The sequence below is a fragment of the Rhodopseudomonas sp. WA056 genome (assembly GCF_010906995.1).
Lineage (GTDB): Bacteria > Pseudomonadota > Alphaproteobacteria > Rhizobiales > Xanthobacteraceae > Rhodopseudomonas > Rhodopseudomonas palustris_G.
In genome coordinates this window covers 1-18247 of sequence record NZ_QPFS01000058.1, presented here as the reverse complement: position 1 = coordinate 18247, position 18247 = coordinate 1, and the positions used below count along the sequence as shown (strand labels likewise).

Here is an 18247-nt window from a genome sequence, read left to right as displayed (position 1 = left end):
AAGGCGCGCCGAAGCATTGCGACCTCGACAAGCCTTACTTCAGAACAGCCTCTCCCTCAATGGCCGCCGGCGCGCAGGGGGGGCACGACCTGCGCGCGGACGCTCGCGATTGGCCGTCCGGGACAGGCCCTCGGCTTCCAACGCACGATCAATTGAACAACGTCTTGCGGGAGCAGAAGCGCGCCACCTTGCCTGACTTTCTCGTAATGTTATAACATTTCTTGTCTTCCCTCCAATACCATAACAAAGGCCCAGCCCGCCATGGATAACTCCCTGCTTCCGGTGACCGTCCTGTCCGGCTTCCTCGGTGCCGGGAAGACCACGCTGCTCAACCGGATGCTCGCCAACCGCGAAGGTCGGCGGATCGCGGTGATCGTCAACGACATGAGCGAGGTGAACATCGACGCCGAACTGGTGCGCCAGGACGGCGGGATGACACGCACCGAGGAATCGCTGGTCGAGATGACCAACGGCTGCATCTGCTGCACCTTGCGCGAAGATCTGCTGGTCGAGGTCCGCAAGCTCGCCGAAAGCGGCCGGTTCGACGCGCTGGTGATCGAATCCACCGGGATCGCCGAGCCGCTGCCGGTCGCGGCGACCTTCGAATTCCGCGACGAGAACGGCGACAGTCTGTCGGACATCGCCCGGCTCGACACCATGGTGACGGTGGTCGACACCGCCAGCCTGCTGGCGAACTATTCCAGCCAGGAATTCCTGCGCGATCGCGGCGAAGTCGCCGGCGACGACGACGAGCGGACACTGGTCGATCTGCTGGTCGAGCAGATCGAATTCGCCGACGTGATCGTTCTCAACAAGGCATCGGCGGCTTCCCCCGCGCGGCGCGAAACCGCGCGATCGATCGTGCGCGCGCTGAACTCGGACGCCAAGATCATCGAGGCGGATTTCGGCGAAGTGCCGCTGTCTTCGGTGCTGCACACCGGGCTGTTCGATTTCGAGCGCGCGCACCAGCACCCGCTGTGGTTCAAGGAGCTGAACGGCTTTTCAGATCACGTGCCGGAGACCGAGGAATACGGCATCCGCTCGTTCGTCTATCGCGCGCGGCGGCCGTTTCATCCGCTGCGCTTCCAGTCGTTCTGCAACCGGAGCTGGCCGGGCGTAATCCGCGCCAAGGGCTTCTTCTGGCTGGCGACGCGACCGCAGCATGTCGGCGAGCTGGCGCAGGCCGGCGCGATGGTCCGGACCTCCAAGCGCGGGCTGTGGTGGTCGGCGGTGCCGACGCAGCATTGGCCGGACAATGTCGACTGGCACGAGGCGATGAAGCCGTATTTCGACCCGGTGTGGGGCGATCGCCGCCAGGAGATCGTGTTCATCGGCACCGGCGAGATGAACGAAACCGCGCTGCGCCGCCAGCTCGACATGTGCCTGATCGGCGAGGACGCAGAGTTCACGCCCGATGCGTGGCGACAGCTCCCCGATCCGTTCCCGAGCTGGACGCCGGCACAGAACTGATCCCCGTTATTGACCCGCCCCAATGATCCGGTTGTGTGCTCTGGCACAATCGGATCAAGTGCCGCGGCGCGTTCGCGGCACAGCTCGGCGTTGGGGGATATCGTGCATCAGAACATCGCTGCATCTGCGGCCGCCATGACGATCGCGCTGCTGACATACAGCCTTCCGGCCCAGGCCAACGACACCACCGCGGCGCTGACGACCGGCGGGCTCGAATTCCGCAGCAACGCCGATATCGAAATGCTGTCGGAAGACTTGTCGATCTCGCGCGAGCGGATCGACGTGCGCTATCGCTTCCTCAATCGCTCCGGCGCCGATCAGCACGTCACCGTGGCGTTTCCGATGCCGGAGATCGACTTTTCCGACGCCAGCAACATCGATGTGCCGAACAACGACTCCGACAACTTCCTCAACTTCCGCACCAAGGTCGACGGCCGCGACGTCACGGCTCAGCTCGAACAAAAGGCGCTGGTCGACAACGCCGACGTGACTGCCCGGCTGAAGGCCCTCGGCGTGCCGTTGCAGCCGCGCGCCAAGGCGACCCAGACCGCGCTCGAAGCGCTACCGGCGCAGACGCAACAGCAACTGCTCAAGGACGAGATCATCCGACCCGACGATTACGACGTCGGCAAGGGGATGGAGCATCACCTTGCGCCGAATTGGCGGCTGCGGGCGACTTATCATTGGGATCAGACCTTCCCTGCCGGGCGCGAGCTGGTGGTCGAGCACAGCTATACGCCGAGCGTCGGCGGCAGCGTCCAAACCGGCATCACCGGCCCGTATTCAACCGCAGAGGAGCGCACCAACTACGTCCGCAAGTTCTGCACCGAGGCCTCGTTCGTCAAGGCGGTGGCGGCGATGACGCGCAAGAACGGCAACCAGCCGCCGCCGGAGCAGCGCCTCTCCTACGTCCTGACCACCGGCGCCAATTGGGCCAAGCCGATCGGCGATTTCCATCTGACGATCGACAAGGGCAAGCCGAATGCGCTGGTCAGCTTCTGCGAGACCGGCGTGGTCAAGACCGGCCCGACCCGGTTCGAAGTGCGCAAGACCAATTTCAAGCCGAGCCGCGATCTCGACATCCTGATCATCGATCCGCCGCAGTAGCGCTCGACACTTTTCCGGCGACCGCCGGTCACCCCATCAGATTGCGGTAGATGCCGGGGAGCGCGGCGGGCAGCCTGCCGATGTGGCCGACCATGGCATAGCCGGCGCGGCCGAACAGCGTCGGGAAATACGCCTGCGCATCGACATCGATGGTGACGCCGAACACCGCAATGCCGCTGCGGCGCGATTCCTGCACCGCCCTGCGGCTGTCCTCGAGCGCGAACCGGCCTTCGTAGTGATCGACGTCGTTGGGCTTGCCGTCGGTCAGCACCAGCAGCAGCTTCTTGCGCTGCGGCTGCCTGGCCAATTCGGCGCTGGCATGGCGCAGTGCCGCACCGATCCGGGTGTAGTAGCCGGGCTTCAGCGCCGCGATCCTCCGCTCGACCAGCGGGCTCATGCTCTCATCGAAGCCCTTCACGGTCTCGACCCGGACCCAATCGCGGCGACGCGATGTGAAGGTCAGGATGCTGTGCTGATCGCCACACGCTTCGATACCATGGGCCAGCACGGTCAGCGCTTCCTTCTCGACATCGAGCACGCGGCGGTTGTCGATCCAGGCGTCGCTCGACAGCGAGACGTCGACCAGCAGCGTCACCGCGAGATCGCGCGCCTGCGGCCGCGCCGCGAGGTGAAACCGATCGAAGCCGCCGTCGCCGGCAGCGATCTCACAGCGCGAGCGCACCAGCGCGTCGAGATCGAGATCATGGCCGTCGGCTTGCGCCCGCAACACCTCGTGCCGCGGCCGCAACGCTTCGAACTGACGCCGCACCCGCTTGACCAGCGCCCGTGTCGCCTCGCTGCATTGCCACGCCTCGCCCTGCTCCGGCGCCTGCTGCGCCAGCACCCGGCAATGATCCGCAAGGTAAGCGCCGCGCTTGTAGTCCCATTCCGGATACAGTTTTCCCGCGGTGAGTCGGCTGTGCTCGATCGCCTGCGGCGGCAGATCGAGATCGAACCGGAATTTGCTCGCCGGCTTCTTGGTGGATTTGCCGATGGTGATCTCGTCGAGATCGTCGGCCGCCTTGTCGGCGTGTTCGTCGTCATCCTCGTCGGTCGGCCGGTCGACATTGACCATCTCGGCCATCGCCAGGATCTTCTCGAACCGGTTGAGCGCCAAGGGATCGCGCTGCGGCCCGTCGTCCGCCTTCCGCCTTGCCGCCTTGCGCCGCGGCTCCGAGCACGGCTTGGACGCCGCGTCGTCGGCTTCGTCGGGATCGCGGACCGGAGCCTCCACATTGCGGGTCCAGACTTCACCCCACAGCGGGCACGGCAGGAACGGCTGATAGCCCGGCGGCGACCACACGGAGATCTCGCCATCGGTCACGATCATCCGCCACAGCTCGGGGTCCGGCGTTACTTCCGCACCGAGCAAGGCCCGGATCGCGGTTTCGAGATCGCTCTCCATCCGCGGCAACGCCCGGCGTGGCCGCGCCGCAGCCGTTGCGGCCGCAAGTTGATGGTAGGAGCCGCGGAGACCGGGATAGGCCGCGAGCACCTGCTGGGTCGTGGCATGCGCGCGGCGCAGCAGCAGAACGTCCCGCCGCAGCGGATCGGCTTCGTGCACGCTGCCGATCGGCGCCACTGCGAACCAGGCCGCCAGCCAGCGATACAGCGCGCGATTGAGATCGACATCGGCGAACAGCGCGATCCGGTCGGGCAAGAATAGCGTTGCGTCGTCGCGGCCAGGCTGCCTCAGCCGCTCCTCGCCGAGCCCGATGCGCTGCCGCCAGCCGAGCCGGTGCCCCGAGGTGCGGGCGCTGCTGCCGGCAAGCTGTACCGCGGTCTCGCCGCCGAGCCCGCGATACATCACGCCGAGCGCGGCACGGCACTCGTTCAGCGTCGCTGCGTGTTCCAGATGCTCCGGATAGCTCGCCGCGCGCCCGACCATGCGGTGCCAAGCGCGACCGACGGTCTCTTCGAGTTCGAGGAAGTCGAGCATGGCGTCCGCTCCAGCGAAATCCCAAGGAGTCATTCCGGGGCGCGAGCGCAGCTCGCGAACCCGGAATCCCGAGATTGTTATCGAGAGAGATTCCGGGTTCGCCGCTGCGCGGCGCCCCGGAATGACTGAAGAGAGGCCGACTATCCAATCACCGCGCCGGCGACTTCGATCAGTGCGGCCTTCACATCCGCGTCGTCGGTCAACGGCTCGATCAGGCCGGCGAGCACGGCATCGCGCACCGGCAGGCCTTCGCCGATCAGGCTGGCGCAATACACCAATAGGCGGGTCGACACGCCCTCTTCGAGATCATGCCCCTTGAGCTTGCGCAGCCGGCCGGCGAGTGCGACCAGCGGCGCGACGCGCTCGCTCGGCAGGCCGCTCTCGGCCGCCACCACCACGATCTCCTGTTCGGGCGCAAGGAAGCCGAATTCGATGGCGGCGAAGCGCTGCCGGGTCGACGGCTTCAGCGCCTTGAGCAGGCTCTGGTAGCCAGGGTTGTAGGACACCACGAGCATGAAATGCGGCGGCGCCTGCAGCTCCTCGCCGGTGCGCTCCAGCGGCAGCACACGGCGATCGTCAGCCAGCGGATGCAGCACCACCGCGACGTCCTTGCGCGCCTCGACCACCTCGTCGAGATAACAGATGCCGCCTTCCCGCACCGCGCGGGTCAGCGGACCATCGACCCACACCGTCTCGCCACCCTTCAGCAGGTAGCGGCCGGTGAGATCCGCCGCGGTGAGATCGTCATGGCAGGACACCGTGAACAGCGGCAGGCCGAGCCGCGCCGCCATATGGGCGACGAAGCGGGTCTTGCCGCAGCCGGTCGGCCCCTTCAGCAGCAGCGGCACCCGCCGCTTCCAGGCGTGCTCGAACAGCGCGCATTCGTTGCCGGCGGGCGTGTAGGGTGGCGGAGCGGGCAGCGTCGCGTCGATGGCGTGCAGAGCGGGCTTCATGGCGATCTCCGTGAATGGAAAAGAGCGGCCACGGATTGCCGTGGCCGCCAGGGGGCCTATTCGGCCGGCTGCAGGACGCCAGTCAGCGTGGCCTGCTTGGTGCGTCCGGCGACGAGGATCGCCCAGACGAACATCAGCGCGGAGATCAGAACGGCGACGCCGGAGCCGAGCCGCACCCAGTAAAACAGCGCGACCTGGTCCTGCACCTCCATGTAGCTCTGGCCGAGCACGCGCTGCAGATGTACCTGAATGACGCCGGCGAAGGTCAGCGCGAAGGTCATCACGCTCATCGCCGTGCACATCAGCCAGAAGCTGGCGATCGACAGCGCCTGGTTGTAAGGCGCGCGGCCGCGGAGCTGCGGGATCGCGTAGGTCATCATCGCCAGGTTCAGCATCACATAGGCGCCGAAGAAGGCGAGATGGCCGTGCGCCGCGGTGACCTGGGTGCCGTGGGTGTAGTAGTTTACGCTGGACAGCGTGTGCAGGAAGCCCCACACGCCGGCGCCGAAGAATGCCATCACCGAGCAGCCCACCGACCACAATAGCGCGGCGCGGTTCTCATGCTTGCGGCCGGCCTTCCAGGTCATCTGCACGGTGAACACCACCATGGTGAAGAACGGCGCGACTTCGAGGGTCGAGAACAGCGAACCGATCCACTGCCAGTAACCCGGCGCGCCGATCCAGTAATAGTGGTGCCCGGTGCCGAGGATACCGGAAAACAGCGCGAGGCCGACGATGACGTACAGCCACTTCTCGACCACTTCGCGGTCGATGCCGTTGAGCTTGATCATCAGAAACGCCAGCACCGACGCCATGATCAGCTCCCACACGCCCTCGACCCAGAGGTGCACGACGTACCACCAGTACATTTTGTCGAGCGCGAGGTTGATGGGATTGTAGAACGCGAACAGGAAGAAGATCGCCACGCCCCACAGCCCGAACAGCAGGATGTTGGTGATGGTGGTCTTGCGTCCCTTCAGCACCGTCATGGTGATGTTGAACAGGAAGATCAGGCAGACCACGACGATGCCGATCTTGATCACGAATGGCTGCTCGAGGAATTCGCGGCCCTCGTGATAGTGGAACAGATAGCCGACCACAGCGGCGCCGGCGGCGCCGAAGAACAGCCAGAACTGCACTTTCGCCAGCAACGGGCTGAACAGCTCGTTTTCAGCCTCTTCGGGCACCAGATAATAGGCGCAGCCCATGAAGCCCATCAGCAGCCAGACGATCAGCGCGTTGGTGTGGATCATCCGGACGATGTTGAAGGGCAGCAGCTCCGACAGCGTGTTCGGCAGCACGTAGATGGTGCCGGCGAGCACACCGAACGTCACCTGAGCGAGGAACAGCGTCAACGCGCCGTAGAAATACAGCAGCGCGACCTTTTGGGTTTGATATTTCATCACGAGGTCTTTCTGATGCGGATGCGCGAGGTCGGTTCAGCCGGCGTCGTTCGGCGGCCAGTTTTGCGTCTTGATCTTGCTGGTCCATTCCAGGAAATCAGCCAGATCGCCGACCTCCTGATCGGTCAGGTGGAATTGCGGCATCTGCCGCCGCCCCGGGACGCCGGAGGGCTGCGACGCCATCCAGGATTTCAGCATTTCGCGGGCCTGGGCCGGATCCTTGTCGCCGCCCCAGCGCACCCAGACATTGGCGAGCTCGGGGGCGAAATACGCACCCTCGCCGAGCAGGGTGTGGCAGTTGATGCAGGAGTTCTTTTCCCAGACGTGCTTGCCGCGGGCCACCGACGGGGTCAGTGTCGAGGCGTCGGTCGACTTGGTCGCGATGTAATAGTGGCTGTGGGCGGTGAGCCCGACGAAGATCGCGAAGAAGAAGGCCGAGCCGCCGAAGAACACATTGCGCGCGGCAGACTTGGTGAGGCGTTCAGCCATCACGTGATTCCTTTTTCGATGTGGGGAGGCGAAGGTGCGGCGCTGCAGCTTCGCCTGCGAAACTAATCGACCGGACCGCCGCAACTTTGTGCTGGCTCAAGGTTCGGAACGATTAGCGAAGGGCCTGCACCAATGGCGAGGCGAGTGCACCGCACGCGACCAGCGCGATCCAGCCGAACAACAACGCCCGCCACGGCCCGGGCGTGCCGCGAAACCCGAAATAATCGAGCACGACCAGGCGGGCCTTCAGCACCGCGACGATCATCAGCACGGCGCCGCCGGCAAACGCTGCCGCGGCGCCTCGGCTAAGTAGAACACCGAGGATGGTGAGCAGTAGCAGAGCAATCGCGCTGCGATCCCGGCGCTGGGTGAACCGGATCATCGCCTCACCGCATCAGGTAGACGATCGGGAACATCACCAGCCACACCAGATCGACCATGTGCCAGAAGCAGGTTCCGCTTTCGACTGCGGCGGCATTGGCGCGCCAAGCGACGCCGAGCAGGATCGCGATTCCGAGCGCGACATGCAGCAGGTGAAACCCGGTGAGCAAGAAGTACAGCGTGAAGAAGGTGCTGCCGTCGATATCGGCACCGCGGGCGATCTCACCGGCGTATTCGAACAGCTTGATGGCGATGAACGCCGCGCCGAGCAAACAGGCACCGACGGTCCAGCGCCAACTCGCGTCGCACGCACCGTTACGAGCGGCTGCGCTGGCCTTGGCGGCGAACCAGCCACTGGACACCAGGCAGAGTGTATTGGCGGCGGCGAGCGCCGGGTCGAGCTGCGCCTGCCCGGCCGAGAAAACGTCCGGCTGCAGCGCTCGTGCGATCTGGAACCCGATCAGCAACGCGCCGAAAGCCGCGAGTTCGCTGAAGATCAGCACCCACATCATCAGGTGACCGGGGAGCGACTCCAGCGCGCTGGCACCGGACGCGGCGCGGCTGTCAGTGCTGTCGGAGAGCGCGGGCACACCCGCTGCGGTTGCGTCGGTCATGGCGCGACGATAGAGGCCGCCCCCGCCGCAACGTTGTGCCGCGACAAACTCGCAGGCAATTCACCGCAGCTTGCGCCCCGACAAACAGCGCTTCCTGCCAGCCGCTAGGATCGCGCCAATCAACCCATGAGGGGCCCATGACCGAAGCCAAGCTGGGACTGATCGTCGTCTCGGCGATCATCATCGCCTTCGCGTTCGCGATGCGCCGGTTCGGCGCACTGCAAACCACGGGCGTGGTCGCCACCGCGATCATCACGGTGGCGATTGCCGCCAGCCTGTTCCTGACCCAATAGGCAGGATTATCCCGCCGGATACAGCGCGGCGTGTTCCTGCGCATAGGGCGCGTAGGAATCCTTCAGCGTCGCCGAATTCAGCAGCATGGTCGCGACCAGGCGGCCGGTGGCGTCATAGGCTTCGCTGCGCACCCACATGCTCTCGGTCCGCTTGCTGCCGGACAGCGCCACCACCTTGCGCTCGATCCGGTAGGGCTCGCCGACGAACAGCGGCCCGTGGATCAGCCGGATTTCCTGATCGGCGAACAGGCCGACCACCGGGCCGCGCACCGGCAATCCGTCCTGCTTGCTGAGGTACTGGAACAGCACGCTCAGCATCTCCAGCGGGATGATCGCCTTGCCCCACGGCGCCCCGCCGCCCGGCCGATAATACGGCGACGGCTCGGTGATCACTTCCAGCTTCTGGGCGAGCGAGAACGGATACAGCTCGCCCATGATCTGGTCATGGTCCATCTGCGCCGCCTGGGTCTTGGTCGTCATGCCGACCGAGATGTCGCGCAGGATCACCGGGTCGGCCAACGGCTTCAGCTCGGTGAGCCGGACGTCGAGCGCCGAAGCCGGCGCGTCGCGGCCGACCGAGGCCGTGCCGCGGAGCACTTCGGTGCCGTCGCGCTTGACCATGCGGATGGTGGTATGGCGCGCACCGGCCACCGGCTTGTCGGCGATCGCCTGAACGTCCTCGCCCTCGAACGCAGCGTTACGATAATGCGCCGAGATGCAGCCGGTTTCGAACCACTCCTTGCCCCACAGCCGTTCGCACAGCGGCGCGAACTGACTGAAATGCGTCGGGCCCTCGATGGTGCCGCCCTTGAAGCCGAGCTTCTGCGCGGTGGCGTCGTCGTGGATCGAGGCGTGCGAGTCGTAGACCTGCGCATGCAGCATCTGCCGCGGCTGTCGCCACGGCCCGGCCAGCGCCTCGCCGGTATCGTCGATCGGCGTCTCGAAAGCGGCTTGCGTCATCGTCTCACTCCCAATGCGTTCAGACAGTCGTCGGCTGCTACCAGGTATCGATGCAGGGCCGCTTGCGCTCGGTGCGCTTCGGCGGCGTCGGCACCGAGCGCAGCCCGGCCATGACCCAGCGCCGCGTCTCGGCCGGATCGATCACATTGTCGATCTCGAACACCGACGCGATCGAGACCGCCTTGCCGTTGGCATACAGCTCTGCGACCTTGTTCTTGTAGTAAGCCTCGCGCTCGGCCGGATCGGCGATTGCCTCCATCTCCTTGCGGAAGCCGAGGCGCACATAGCCCTCCAGCCCCATGCCGCCGAATTCACCGGTTGGCCAAGCCGCGGTGAAGAACGAGGCGTGGAAGCCGCCGCCGATCATCGACTGCGCGCCGAGGCCGTAGCCCTTGCGCAGCACGATGCCGAACAGCGGCACGGTGAGGCTGGCCCCGGTGACGAACATCCGCGCAACATGACGGACGATCGCGGTCTTCTCGGCCTCGGGGCCGACCATGAAGCCGGGCGTGTCGCACAGCGACACGATCGGAATGTCGAATGCGTCGCAGAGCTGCAGGAAGCGCGCCGCCTTGTCGCCGGCGTCGGCGTCGATCGCGCCGCCGAGATGCTTCGGATTGTTGGCGATCAGACCGAATGGCTTGCCCTCGATCCGGATGAAGGCGGTGATCATGCCGACGCCGAAATCGCGGCGCAGTTCGAGCACCGAATCTTCATCCGCGATAAGATCGATGACATTGCGGATGTCGTAGACCCGCAGCCGGTTCTCCGGGATCGCCCGGCGCAGCAGCCGCTGGTCCGGCGCCTTCCATTCGCTCACCGCGCCCTGGAAGTAGGACAGATATTTCTGCGCGACCCGGGTCGCCTCCTCTTCGTCCTGCACCAGAATATCGACCACGCCGTTCGGCGACTGGAACGACACCGGTCCGACCTCGGCCGGATGATAAACGCCGAGGCCGCCGCCCTCGATCATCGCCGGCCCGCCCATGCCGATCGAGGCGTTCTGGGTGGCGATGATGACGTCGCAGCAGCCGAGCATCGCGGCGTTGCCGGCGAAGCAATAGCCGGAGACGACGCCGACCACCGGCACCAGGCCGGACAGCTTGGCGAACTGCACGAAGGATGGACCGTCGAGACCGGTCATGCCGAGCCGATCGGTATCGCCGGGCCGGCCGCCGCCGCCTTCGGCGTAGAACACCAGCGGCATCCGCCACTGCTCGACCAGCGTCAGCATCCGGTCGATCTTCTTGTGGTTCATGTGGCCCTGGGTGCCGGCCAGCACGGTGTAATCGTAGGCGATCACCATGCAGCGCGCGGCGTGCTCGCCGAACTCCGCGGCATTGACGGTGGCCACACCGGTGACGAGGCCGTCAGCCGGGGTGTTCTTGATCAAATCGTCGAGCGAACGGCGGCGGCGCTGGCCGGCGATCGCCAGGCTGCCGTATTCCATGAACGAGCCGTCGTCGACGAGCTGCGCGATGTTCTCGCGCGCGGTGCGCTGATTGGTCTTGCGCCGCCGCCCCACCGAGTCCGGCCGGTTCTCGTCGAGGGTGTTGGCCTGCCGCGCCAGCATCTCGGCGAGGTCCGGCCGGATCGCGTCGAGATCGATATCCTCTTCGGCGACGACGTGGTCGCCTTCGACGTCCTGCGGCTCGAGATACAGGATCGGCTCGCCCTGCATCAGCGTCACGCCGTCGGCGGCGACGATACGCCGGATGCGCCCGCCCTGCTCGGCCGCGACCAGATGCTCCATCTTCATCGACTCGATCACCGCGAGCTGCTGCCCCGGCCGCACCACGTCGCCTTCCGCGACCGTGATCGCCACCACAGTGCCCTGCAGCGGCGCGGCAATCGCGACCGCGCCCTCGGGGACCGGCTCCGAAGTAGCCGTCGGGCTGCTGCCGCGCGGGTCGGCGCCTTCGGTCGCGATCAGCGGATGGTCGAATTGCTGCGCAGCCTCGACCAGCTCGGCAACATGGCGATCGATGAAGCTGGTGCTGACCCGATTGGCCTTGAAATCGGCGTGCGCGAGGATCGCCTGCAGCAACGGCACGTTGGTGGCAACGCCGCCGATGCGGAATTCGCGCAGCGTCCGCGCGGCCTTTGCGACCGCCTCGGCCCAGTCGCCGCGGCCATGCACGATCACCTTGGCGAGCAGTGAATCGTAGGACGCGCTGGTGGTGTAGCCGGCATAGCCGAACGTATCGACGCGGACGCCGGGCCCGGATGGCGGCTCGAAGATCGCAAGCTTACCGCCGGTCGGCTTGGTCGCGCCTTTGGCGTCCATCGTCTCCATGTTGACGCGGAGCTGGATCGCGAACCCGCGCGGCCGCGGCACCGAGGGCTGATCGAGGCCGAGCGAGGCCAGCGTCGCGCCGCCGGCGACTGCGAGCTGGGCACGCACCAGATCGACCGCCAGCACCTCTTCGGTGACGGTGTGTTCGACCTGCAGTCGCGGATTGGCCTCGATGAACGCGTAGACGCCGGCACCTTCGCCGGCGTCACCGTCGACCAGAAACTCGAAGGTGCCGAGGCTGTCGTAATTCGCCATCGCGGCCAGCGCCTTGGCGGCTTCGACGATTCTGCTGCGAAGGCTTTCGGACAGCGACGGGCTCGGCGCGATCTCGACCAGCTTCTGGTTGCGGCGCTGAATGGTGCATTCGCGTTCCCAGAGCTGACTGACGCCGCCATGCCGGTCGCCGATGATCTGCACCTCGATGTGCCGCGCGTTGCGGATCAGCCGCTCGGCATAGACGCCCTCGTAGCCGAACGCCGCCTTGGCCTCGGACTGACAGCGCCCATAGGCGTCGGCGAGATCCTCGGCGCGCTCGACGATGCGCATGCCGCGACCGCCGCCGCCGGCCATCGCCTTGATCATCACCGCCGGCTTGTCGCCGAGCGAGGCAAAGAACGTCTGAATCTCCTCCAGCGTCGACGGACCGACCGTGCCGGCGATGATCGGCACATCGCAGCGCTTCGCCAGCTCCTTGGCCGCGACCTTGTCGCCGAACAGCCGCAGCGCCTCCGGCGACGGCCCGACGAAGGTGATGCCCTCCTCGGCGCAGCGCCGCGCAAGGTCGGCATTCTCACTGAGGAAGCCGTAGCCGGGATGCAGCGCATCGCAGCCAGCCGCCTTCGCCGCCGCAATCACCGCCTCGATGTCGAGATAGGCCCGCGCGCCGCGGCCGGGAATCTGTTCGGCGTGATCGGCGATGCGGACGTGCAGCGACGCCGCGTCCTCGGCGGGATGGATCGCCACTGTGGTCAGGCCGGACTCGGCGGCGGCGCGCGCGATACGGATCGCGATCTCGCCGCGGTTGGCGATCAGCAGTTTTCGGAACGGCATTGGGGATTTCCTCGGCAGGTAGCTTTGGGCCGGCGACGCCTTAGCGTCGCCGGCCGTCTCGTTTCACAGCGGCGCGTTGGCGTTCAGCTCTTGCTTCTTCACCTTGCCGGTCGCGGTCATCGGCAACGCGTCGATCATACGGATCTCCGGAACCTTGTAGACCGCCATCCGCTCGGCGCACCAGGCCTGCAGCTCGGCCGGCGTGATGGTGCCTTCGGCTTCCGGCTTGAGCTGGATGAAGGCGACCGGCACCTGGCCTTTGCCGGGATCGTCGCGCCCGACAACGCCTGAACCGAGCACCTTCGGATGCTGGCCGAGCAGTGCTTCGATCTCCGGCGGAAACACGCTCATGCCCTTGACCTTGAGCATCTCCTTGCGGCGGCCGAGGAAGTGCAGGAAGCCATCGGAATCGATGGTGCCGATGTCGCCGGTGCGCAGCCAGCCATCGACCAGCGATTGCGCGGTCGCCTCCGGCTTATTCCAGTAGCTCTTGAGCAGGGACGGCGTGCGGACGCGGATTTCGCCTTCGCCGCCGAGCGGCACCAGTTCGCCGGTCTCGAAGTCGGTGATCTTGAACTCCGCACCGGGCACCGGCAGGCCGACGAAGATCGGCTGCGACACCAGATCGAAATCGTCGCCCTGGAAGCCGGCCGTGAACGTGTTCGAGGTGTGGGTCTCGGTCATGCCCCACGCGGCTTCGGTGAGAATCGTGCCGGTGAGATCCTTCCACCGCTTGCGATAGGTCGGATTGAGCTTCTTGACGAACGACACAACCCGCACCTGGCTGAGCGAGGACAGATCGAACTCCTTGAAGCGCGGGTGATCCATCAATTCGACCGCGCCATCGACCGGCATCGCGGTGACGTTGACCTTGTAACGCTGGATCGCGCTCAGCACGCCGAGCGCATCCCACCGCGCCAGCAGCACCAGCGTGGCGCCGGTGAACATCGGGAAGATCAGACCGAAGTTCTCGCCCGCGATCCAGAACTCGGGGAAGAACGACAGGAACACGCTGTTCTGATCGGCCACCACCGAGATGCCGTGATTGGCGGCCGCCGTGTAGACCATGTCGCGCTGGGTGTGGACGCAGCCCTTCGGCATGCCGGTGGTGCCGCCGGTGTAGTTGAGCGCCGCGACATCGTCGAGCGAGGCCGGCGGCAGCGGCTCCGGCCTCGGCAATGCCGCGAGCGCAGGCAGCAGGTCGGTCGCGCCCGGCACCGCGATACGCGGGCCGCTCACCGAGTCCGGCACCGGGATCGTCGGATCGGCCGGGATCACGTCGGCGAAGCTGGTGACGATCACTTCGCGCAGCGAGGTCTCGGCGCGCACCTGCTCGACCACGCCGGCGAGCTGGTCGAGCGCCACGATGACTTCGGCGTCGGTATCGTTGAGCTCGTAGGACAACTCGAACGCCCGCGACAGCGGACTGACCGGCACATGGATCGCACCGAGCTTGAGGATGCCGAAGAATACGATGTGGAACTGCGGGCAGTTCGGCAGGAACACCGCGACCCGGTCGCCCTTCTTCACGCCCTTCTGCATCAGCAGCGCCGCGAAGCGGTCGCTCTGCTCGTCGAGATCCGCATAGGTGGTGACGTGGCCGTAGAAGATCACCGCCGGCCGCTGCGGCGCCGATTTCGCCCAGGCCCGTAGATACTCGCTGAGCGCGACTTCGCCGTGCAGATATTGCGGCTCGCGCGGCGTGCCCTTGGGCCACGCCTTGGCCCATAGCGCATGCAGCTTTGCCAGATAGTCGGCTTCCTTGGCGTCCACGGTCATGTCTCGTCCTTGCTTTTCTTGATTGATCAGTTGCGCTTCATGGTCGGATCGAGTGCCGCCCGCAAGGATTCGCCGAGCGTATTGTACGCGAGCGCGGTGAACAGGATGGCGAGGCCCGGCGGATACATCTGCTCCGGCGCGATCTCCATGTTCTGATAGGCGCGCGCCAGCATCGCGCCCCAGCTCGGATCGGGCGGCTGAATGCCGAGGCCGAGGAAGCTGAGGCTGGCCTCGGCGAGCAGCGCCGCGGCGAGCAGCAGCGTCACCTGCACGATCACCGGCTGGATCGCGTTCGGCAGAACATGACGCCACAGGATGCGGCCGGTCGAGCCACCGAAGCAGCGCGCGGCGTCGACATACAGCTCCTGCCGCACCACCAGCGTGCGGGCGCGCACCAGCCGCGCAAGCTGCGGCGCGAACACGATGCCGACGGAGATCATGCCGTTGGTGAGACCGATGCCGAGCGCGCCGGTCACGGCGATCGCCAGCACGATCGCCGGGAAAGACAGGAAACTGTCGATGACGCGGCTGATCATGGTGTCGACCCAGCCGCCGAGATAGCCGGCAAGAATGCCGACCGGGACGCCGATCAGCACGGCGATCGCGACCGCCAGGAAGCTCGCATACAGCGACGCCATGCCGCCGTAGATCAGCCGGCTCAGCGTATCGCGGCCGAGATCGTCCGCGCCGAGCCAATGCTGCGCCGACATCGGCGCCAGCGCCGCATCGATGTTCTGGGCGACCGGATCGTAGGGCGCAATCCACGGCGCCAGCAGCGAGATCACCAGCAGGACCAGCAGAAACGTCAGGCTGATGGCGCCGCGCAGATCGGAGACGAACCAGCGCAGGAAACGGCGCGACCGACGCCAGCGGTGGTGATGCTGCGGGGCCGCGAGCGAGACCGTGGTCATGTCGAGATCCTCGGGTCGAGCACGCTGTAGAGAATGTCGGTGAGCAGATTGAGCGCCACCACGATCAGCACCATGGTGAACACCACTCCCTGCACCACCGGAAAATCACGGTTCATCGCGGCGTTGACGATCAGGCCGCCCATCCCCGGAATGGCGAACACCGCTTCCACCACCACGGTCGCGGCCAGCATCCGGTTGGCGAGCAGGCTGATCACGGTGAGCAGATTGACGCTGACGTTCTTCAGCCCGTGCCGCCACAGGATCGACGACGGCGGCAGCCCCTTGGCGTGCAGCGTGCGGACCTGCTGCGACGACAGGATCTCGACCAGCGACGAGCGCAGTTGCCGCGCCACCTCGGCGATGCCGCCGGAGGCGAGCGCCAATGCCGGCAGAAGCGCGTGGCTGAGCGCGGCGGCCGGGTCCTTCATCAGCGACACCGCGCCGGTCGCCGGCAGCCAATTGAGCTGCAGCGAGAAGAACGCCACCAGCAGCATGCCGAGCCAGAAGTTCGGCACTGCGACGCCGAGCGATGCGACCGCCATCACGATGCCGTCGATCCACGAGCCAGGCTTTGCCGCAGCCGCGATGCCGAGCGGCACACCGATCGCCAGAGCTGTGAGCAAGGCCAGCGCCACGATCAGCAGCGTATGCGGCAGGCAGCGCTCGATCGAGGTCAGCACCGCCTCGCTCGACACCAGCGAAGTCGACAGATCGCCCTGCACCGCCTTCGACAGCCACGAGCCGTATTGCACCAGGAACGGCTGGTTCAATCCGTACAGCTCGCGGATCTCGGCGATGCGCTGCTCGGACGCGTTGTCGCCCGCCAACGTCACCGCGACGTCGCCCGGCACCAGCTTGAGCAGACCGAACACGATGAAGGTGGAGAGCACCACCACCGGCACCGCGTGCAGCAGGCGGCGACCGATGATGCGCAGACGCGGAGCGTTCAACATGGCGAAACCAGTCCAGAGAAAGGGCGCCGCGATCTCTCGCGGCGCCGGGCGATCAGGCGAGCGAGACGTTCTCGAACTTCGGCTTGCCGAGCAGGTTCGGCTGGAAGTTCTTCACCTTCGCCGACAGCGCATCGAGCTCGTACTGGAACGCCAATGGTGCCGACAGCGCCTGCCCCACGGTGATGCGTTGAATCTTGGCGAACACCTCGGCGCGCTCGGCGAGATCCTGACTGGCGCGGCTCTCCTGGATCAGCTTCGACAGCTCCGGATCGGCGATGCGGCCGGCGTTGTAGTAGGCGCCTTTGTCGAAGCCGAGCGCGTAGGTCATGCTCGGATCGGGCCGACCGGTCCAGGCCGACACCAACAGATCGAACTTCTTCTCCTGGGCGAAGAACTGCGCGCTGATCTCGGCGATGGTGCCGCGGGTGAACTTCAGCCTGATGCCGACCTTGCCGAGCTGATCCTGGATGATTTCACCGCGTCGCACCGAGTCCTGGTCGGTATAGCCGCCGATCGTCATTTCCAGCCCGTCCTTATAGCCGGCTTCGGCGAGCAGCTTCTTCGCCTTCTCCGGATCGTGCGGATAGGTGCCGGCGACGTCCTTGGCGTAGGCCCAGTGGGTGCTCGGCAGCGTCATCCGGGCCGGTTCGCCAAGTCCGCTCAGCGCCGCCTTGACGAAGTCTTCGCGATCGAGCGCGAAGTTGATCGCCTGACGGACCTTGACGTTGTCGAGCGGCGCGCGGGCGTAGTTGAAATACACCTGGATGCAGTACAGCGTCGGCGACGAGACCATTTTGAGGTCCTTGGCGCGCTCGATCACCGGCTTCAGCCGCGCCGGCAATTGGAACGCCATGTCGTTCTGGCCGGCGACCACCGAACGTAACGCGGTCGCGTTTTCCGGGATGATATTGAACTCGATGCCGTCGAGGAACGGTCGTCCCTTGCGCCAGTAGCTCTCGTTACGGGCGACGACGATGATCTCGTTATCGTTCCAGCGCACGAACTTCCACGGGCCGGCCCCGACCGGCTTGCGATCGGTCTCGTTGCCGAGCGCCTTGATGTTGGTCGGAGACACCATCATGCCGGCGCGGTCCGACAGGATCGCCGGCAGCGAGGTGTCGGGATTTTTCAGCTTCAGCGTCACCTGAAGCGGGCCGGTGACGTCGACGGATTCGATCGTCAGCAGATCGGACTTGACGTTAGAACGCTGGTCGGAGCGATTGCGATCGAGGTTGAACTTGACCGCCTCGGCGTCGAGCGGCGTGCCGTCGTGGAACTTGATGCCCTCGGAGATGTCCAGCACCATGGTCTTGGGATCGGGATACGACCACTTCGCCATGCCGGGCTTCGGCTTCAACGTGTCGTAGTCCCATTCGACCAGCGTGTCGTACATCGTCCACAGGATGCTGTGATCGGAGCCGGCGCCACCGGTCGCCGGATCGAGCGACGACGGATTGGCGGGGGCAGCGACCTTGAGAATGCCGCCGGCCTTGGCGGCCAGCACTTCGCGCGGCAATCCGAGCACGCCGGCCGCAGCGGCGCCGCCGAACAGCGCCAGAACATCACGACGGCGTAAAGTGCGGTTTCCCAGATCGATCACACGCATGTTGGTCCTCCCATGATTGTTGTCTTTTCTGATTGTCGTTGAT

At 65.9% G+C, this 18247-nt stretch carries 15 protein-coding genes; 3 read left to right on the top strand and 12 right to left on the bottom strand.

Annotated elements, in window-relative coordinates; genetic code table 11:
• The first annotated feature begins 261 nt into the window (after positions 1-261).
• Together zigA and DU475_RS13120 are read left to right on the top strand one after the other, a co-directional pair.
• Positions 262-1470, top strand: coding sequence for a zinc metallochaperone GTPase ZigA (gene zigA, locus DU475_RS13125; RefSeq protein ID WP_164632382.1), 1209 nt, complete (start codon positions 262-264; stop codon positions 1468-1470).
• Positions 1471-1605: 135 nt separating this feature from the next.
• Positions 1606-2577, top strand: coding sequence for a DUF4424 domain-containing protein (locus tag DU475_RS13120; RefSeq protein ID WP_246700318.1), 972 nt, complete (start codon positions 1606-1608; stop codon positions 2575-2577).
• 28 nt (positions 2578-2605) lie between these two features.
• Here the strand turns inward: DU475_RS13120 and DU475_RS13115 are convergent, their stop codons facing one another.
• The 6 genes from DU475_RS13115 to DU475_RS13090 all read right to left on the bottom strand — a co-directional run bounded on the left by DU475_RS13115 (position 2606) and on the right by DU475_RS13090 (position 8356).
• Complete coding sequence (locus DU475_RS13115; RefSeq protein WP_164632380.1) at positions 2606-4516, bottom strand: nitric oxide reductase activation protein NorD; 1911 nt, start codon at positions 4514-4516, stop codon at positions 2606-2608.
• A gap of 140 nt (positions 4517-4656) precedes the next feature.
• Entirely contained in the window at positions 4657-5469 is an 813-nt protein-coding gene (locus DU475_RS13110) for a CbbQ/NirQ/NorQ/GpvN family protein (protein ID WP_164632379.1), read from the bottom strand.
• Positions 5470-5525: 56 nt separating this feature from the next.
• Complete coding sequence (locus tag DU475_RS13105; protein WP_142882120.1) at positions 5526-6872, bottom strand: cbb3-type cytochrome c oxidase subunit I; 1347 nt, start codon at positions 6870-6872, stop codon at positions 5526-5528.
• Between the two features lie 36 nt (positions 6873-6908).
• Entirely contained in the window at positions 6909-7361 is a 453-nt protein-coding gene (locus tag DU475_RS13100) for a c-type cytochrome (RefSeq protein WP_047309666.1), read from the bottom strand.
• A 112-nt stretch (positions 7362-7473) separates the two neighbouring features.
• Positions 7474-7743 (bottom strand): cytochrome C oxidase subunit IV family protein, encoded by a 270-nt coding sequence (locus DU475_RS13095; RefSeq protein ID WP_142882119.1) that lies wholly within the window; start codon positions 7741-7743, stop codon positions 7474-7476.
• 4 nt (positions 7744-7747) lie between these two features.
• Positions 7748-8356, bottom strand: coding sequence for a cytochrome c oxidase subunit 3 family protein (locus tag DU475_RS13090; protein ID WP_142882118.1), 609 nt, complete (start codon positions 8354-8356; stop codon positions 7748-7750).
• Between the two features lie 137 nt (positions 8357-8493).
• On the opposite strand from DU475_RS13090, the gene DU475_RS24090 reads away from it, so the two are divergent.
• Complete coding sequence (locus DU475_RS24090; protein WP_013503732.1) at positions 8494-8649, top strand: hypothetical protein; 156 nt, start codon at positions 8494-8496, stop codon at positions 8647-8649.
• A gap of 6 nt (positions 8650-8655) precedes the next feature.
• Here DU475_RS24090 and DU475_RS13085 read toward each other — a convergent pair whose 3' ends face one another.
• The 6 genes from DU475_RS13085 to DU475_RS13060 all read right to left on the bottom strand — a co-directional run bounded on the left by DU475_RS13085 (position 8656) and on the right by DU475_RS13060 (position 18204).
• Entirely contained in the window at positions 8656-9609 is a 954-nt protein-coding gene (locus DU475_RS13085; RefSeq protein WP_142882117.1) for a hotdog fold domain-containing protein, read from the bottom strand.
• A gap of 37 nt (positions 9610-9646) precedes the next feature.
• Positions 9647-12955, bottom strand: coding sequence for a carboxyl transferase domain-containing protein (locus DU475_RS13080; protein WP_142882116.1), 3309 nt, complete (start codon positions 12953-12955; stop codon positions 9647-9649).
• Positions 12956-13018: 63 nt separating this feature from the next.
• Positions 13019-14734 carry an AMP-binding protein gene (locus DU475_RS13075; protein WP_164632378.1) on the bottom strand — a complete coding sequence of 572 codons (1716 nt, stop codon included), beginning with the start codon at positions 14732-14734 and terminating at the stop codon, positions 13019-13021.
• 26 nt (positions 14735-14760) lie between these two features.
• On the bottom strand, positions 14761-15645 hold the full coding sequence (locus DU475_RS13070; RefSeq protein WP_013503736.1) for an ABC transporter permease: 885 nt from the start codon (positions 15643-15645) through the stop codon (positions 14761-14763).
• Entirely contained in the window at positions 15642-16598 is a 957-nt protein-coding gene (locus DU475_RS13065; RefSeq protein ID WP_013503737.1) for an ABC transporter permease, read from the bottom strand. The genes DU475_RS13070 and DU475_RS13065 overlap by 4 nt, the downstream gene beginning before the upstream one ends.
• 52 nt (positions 16599-16650) lie before the next feature.
• Positions 16651-18204, bottom strand: a complete 1554-nt coding sequence (locus DU475_RS13060; RefSeq protein ID WP_164632377.1) for an ABC transporter substrate-binding protein — start codon at positions 18202-18204, stop codon at positions 16651-16653.
• Positions 18205-18247 lie beyond the last annotated feature (43 nt).

Coding starts and splice junctions, on each gene's coding strand:
- zigA (WP_164632382.1), top strand. CDS start 262: ATGGATAACTCCCTGCTTCCGGTGACCGTCCTGTCCGGCTTCCTCGGT.
- DU475_RS13120 (WP_246700318.1), top strand. CDS start 1,606: ATGACGATCGCGCTGCTGACATACAGCCTTCCGGCCCAGGCCAACGAC.
- DU475_RS13115 (WP_164632380.1), bottom strand. CDS start 4,516: ATGCTCGACTTCCTCGAACTCGAAGAGACCGTCGGTCGCGCTTGGCAC.
- DU475_RS13110 (WP_164632379.1), bottom strand. CDS start 5,469: ATGAAGCCCGCTCTGCACGCCATCGACGCGACGCTGCCCGCTCCGCCA.
- DU475_RS13105 (WP_142882120.1), bottom strand. CDS start 6,872: ATGAAATATCAAACCCAAAAGGTCGCGCTGCTGTATTTCTACGGCGCG.
- DU475_RS13100 (WP_047309666.1), bottom strand. CDS start 7,361: ATGGCTGAACGCCTCACCAAGTCTGCCGCGCGCAATGTGTTCTTCGGC.
- DU475_RS13095 (WP_142882119.1), bottom strand. CDS start 7,743: ATGATCCGGTTCACCCAGCGCCGGGATCGCAGCGCGATTGCTCTGCTA.
- DU475_RS13090 (WP_142882118.1), bottom strand. CDS start 8,356: ATGACCGACGCAACCGCAGCGGGTGTGCCCGCGCTCTCCGACAGCACT.
- DU475_RS24090 (WP_013503732.1), top strand. CDS start 8,494: ATGACCGAAGCCAAGCTGGGACTGATCGTCGTCTCGGCGATCATCATC.
- DU475_RS13085 (WP_142882117.1), bottom strand. CDS start 9,609: ATGACGCAAGCCGCTTTCGAGACGCCGATCGACGATACCGGCGAGGCG.
- DU475_RS13080 (WP_142882116.1), bottom strand. CDS start 12,955: ATGCCGTTCCGAAAACTGCTGATCGCCAACCGCGGCGAGATCGCGATC.
- DU475_RS13075 (WP_164632378.1), bottom strand. CDS start 14,734: ATGACCGTGGACGCCAAGGAAGCCGACTATCTGGCAAAGCTGCATGCG.
- DU475_RS13070 (WP_013503736.1), bottom strand. CDS start 15,645: ATGACCACGGTCTCGCTCGCGGCCCCGCAGCATCACCACCGCTGGCGT.
- DU475_RS13065 (WP_013503737.1), bottom strand. CDS start 16,598: ATGTTGAACGCTCCGCGTCTGCGCATCATCGGTCGCCGCCTGCTGCAC.
- DU475_RS13060 (WP_164632377.1), bottom strand. CDS start 18,204: ATGCGTGTGATCGATCTGGGAAACCGCACTTTACGCCGTCGTGATGTT.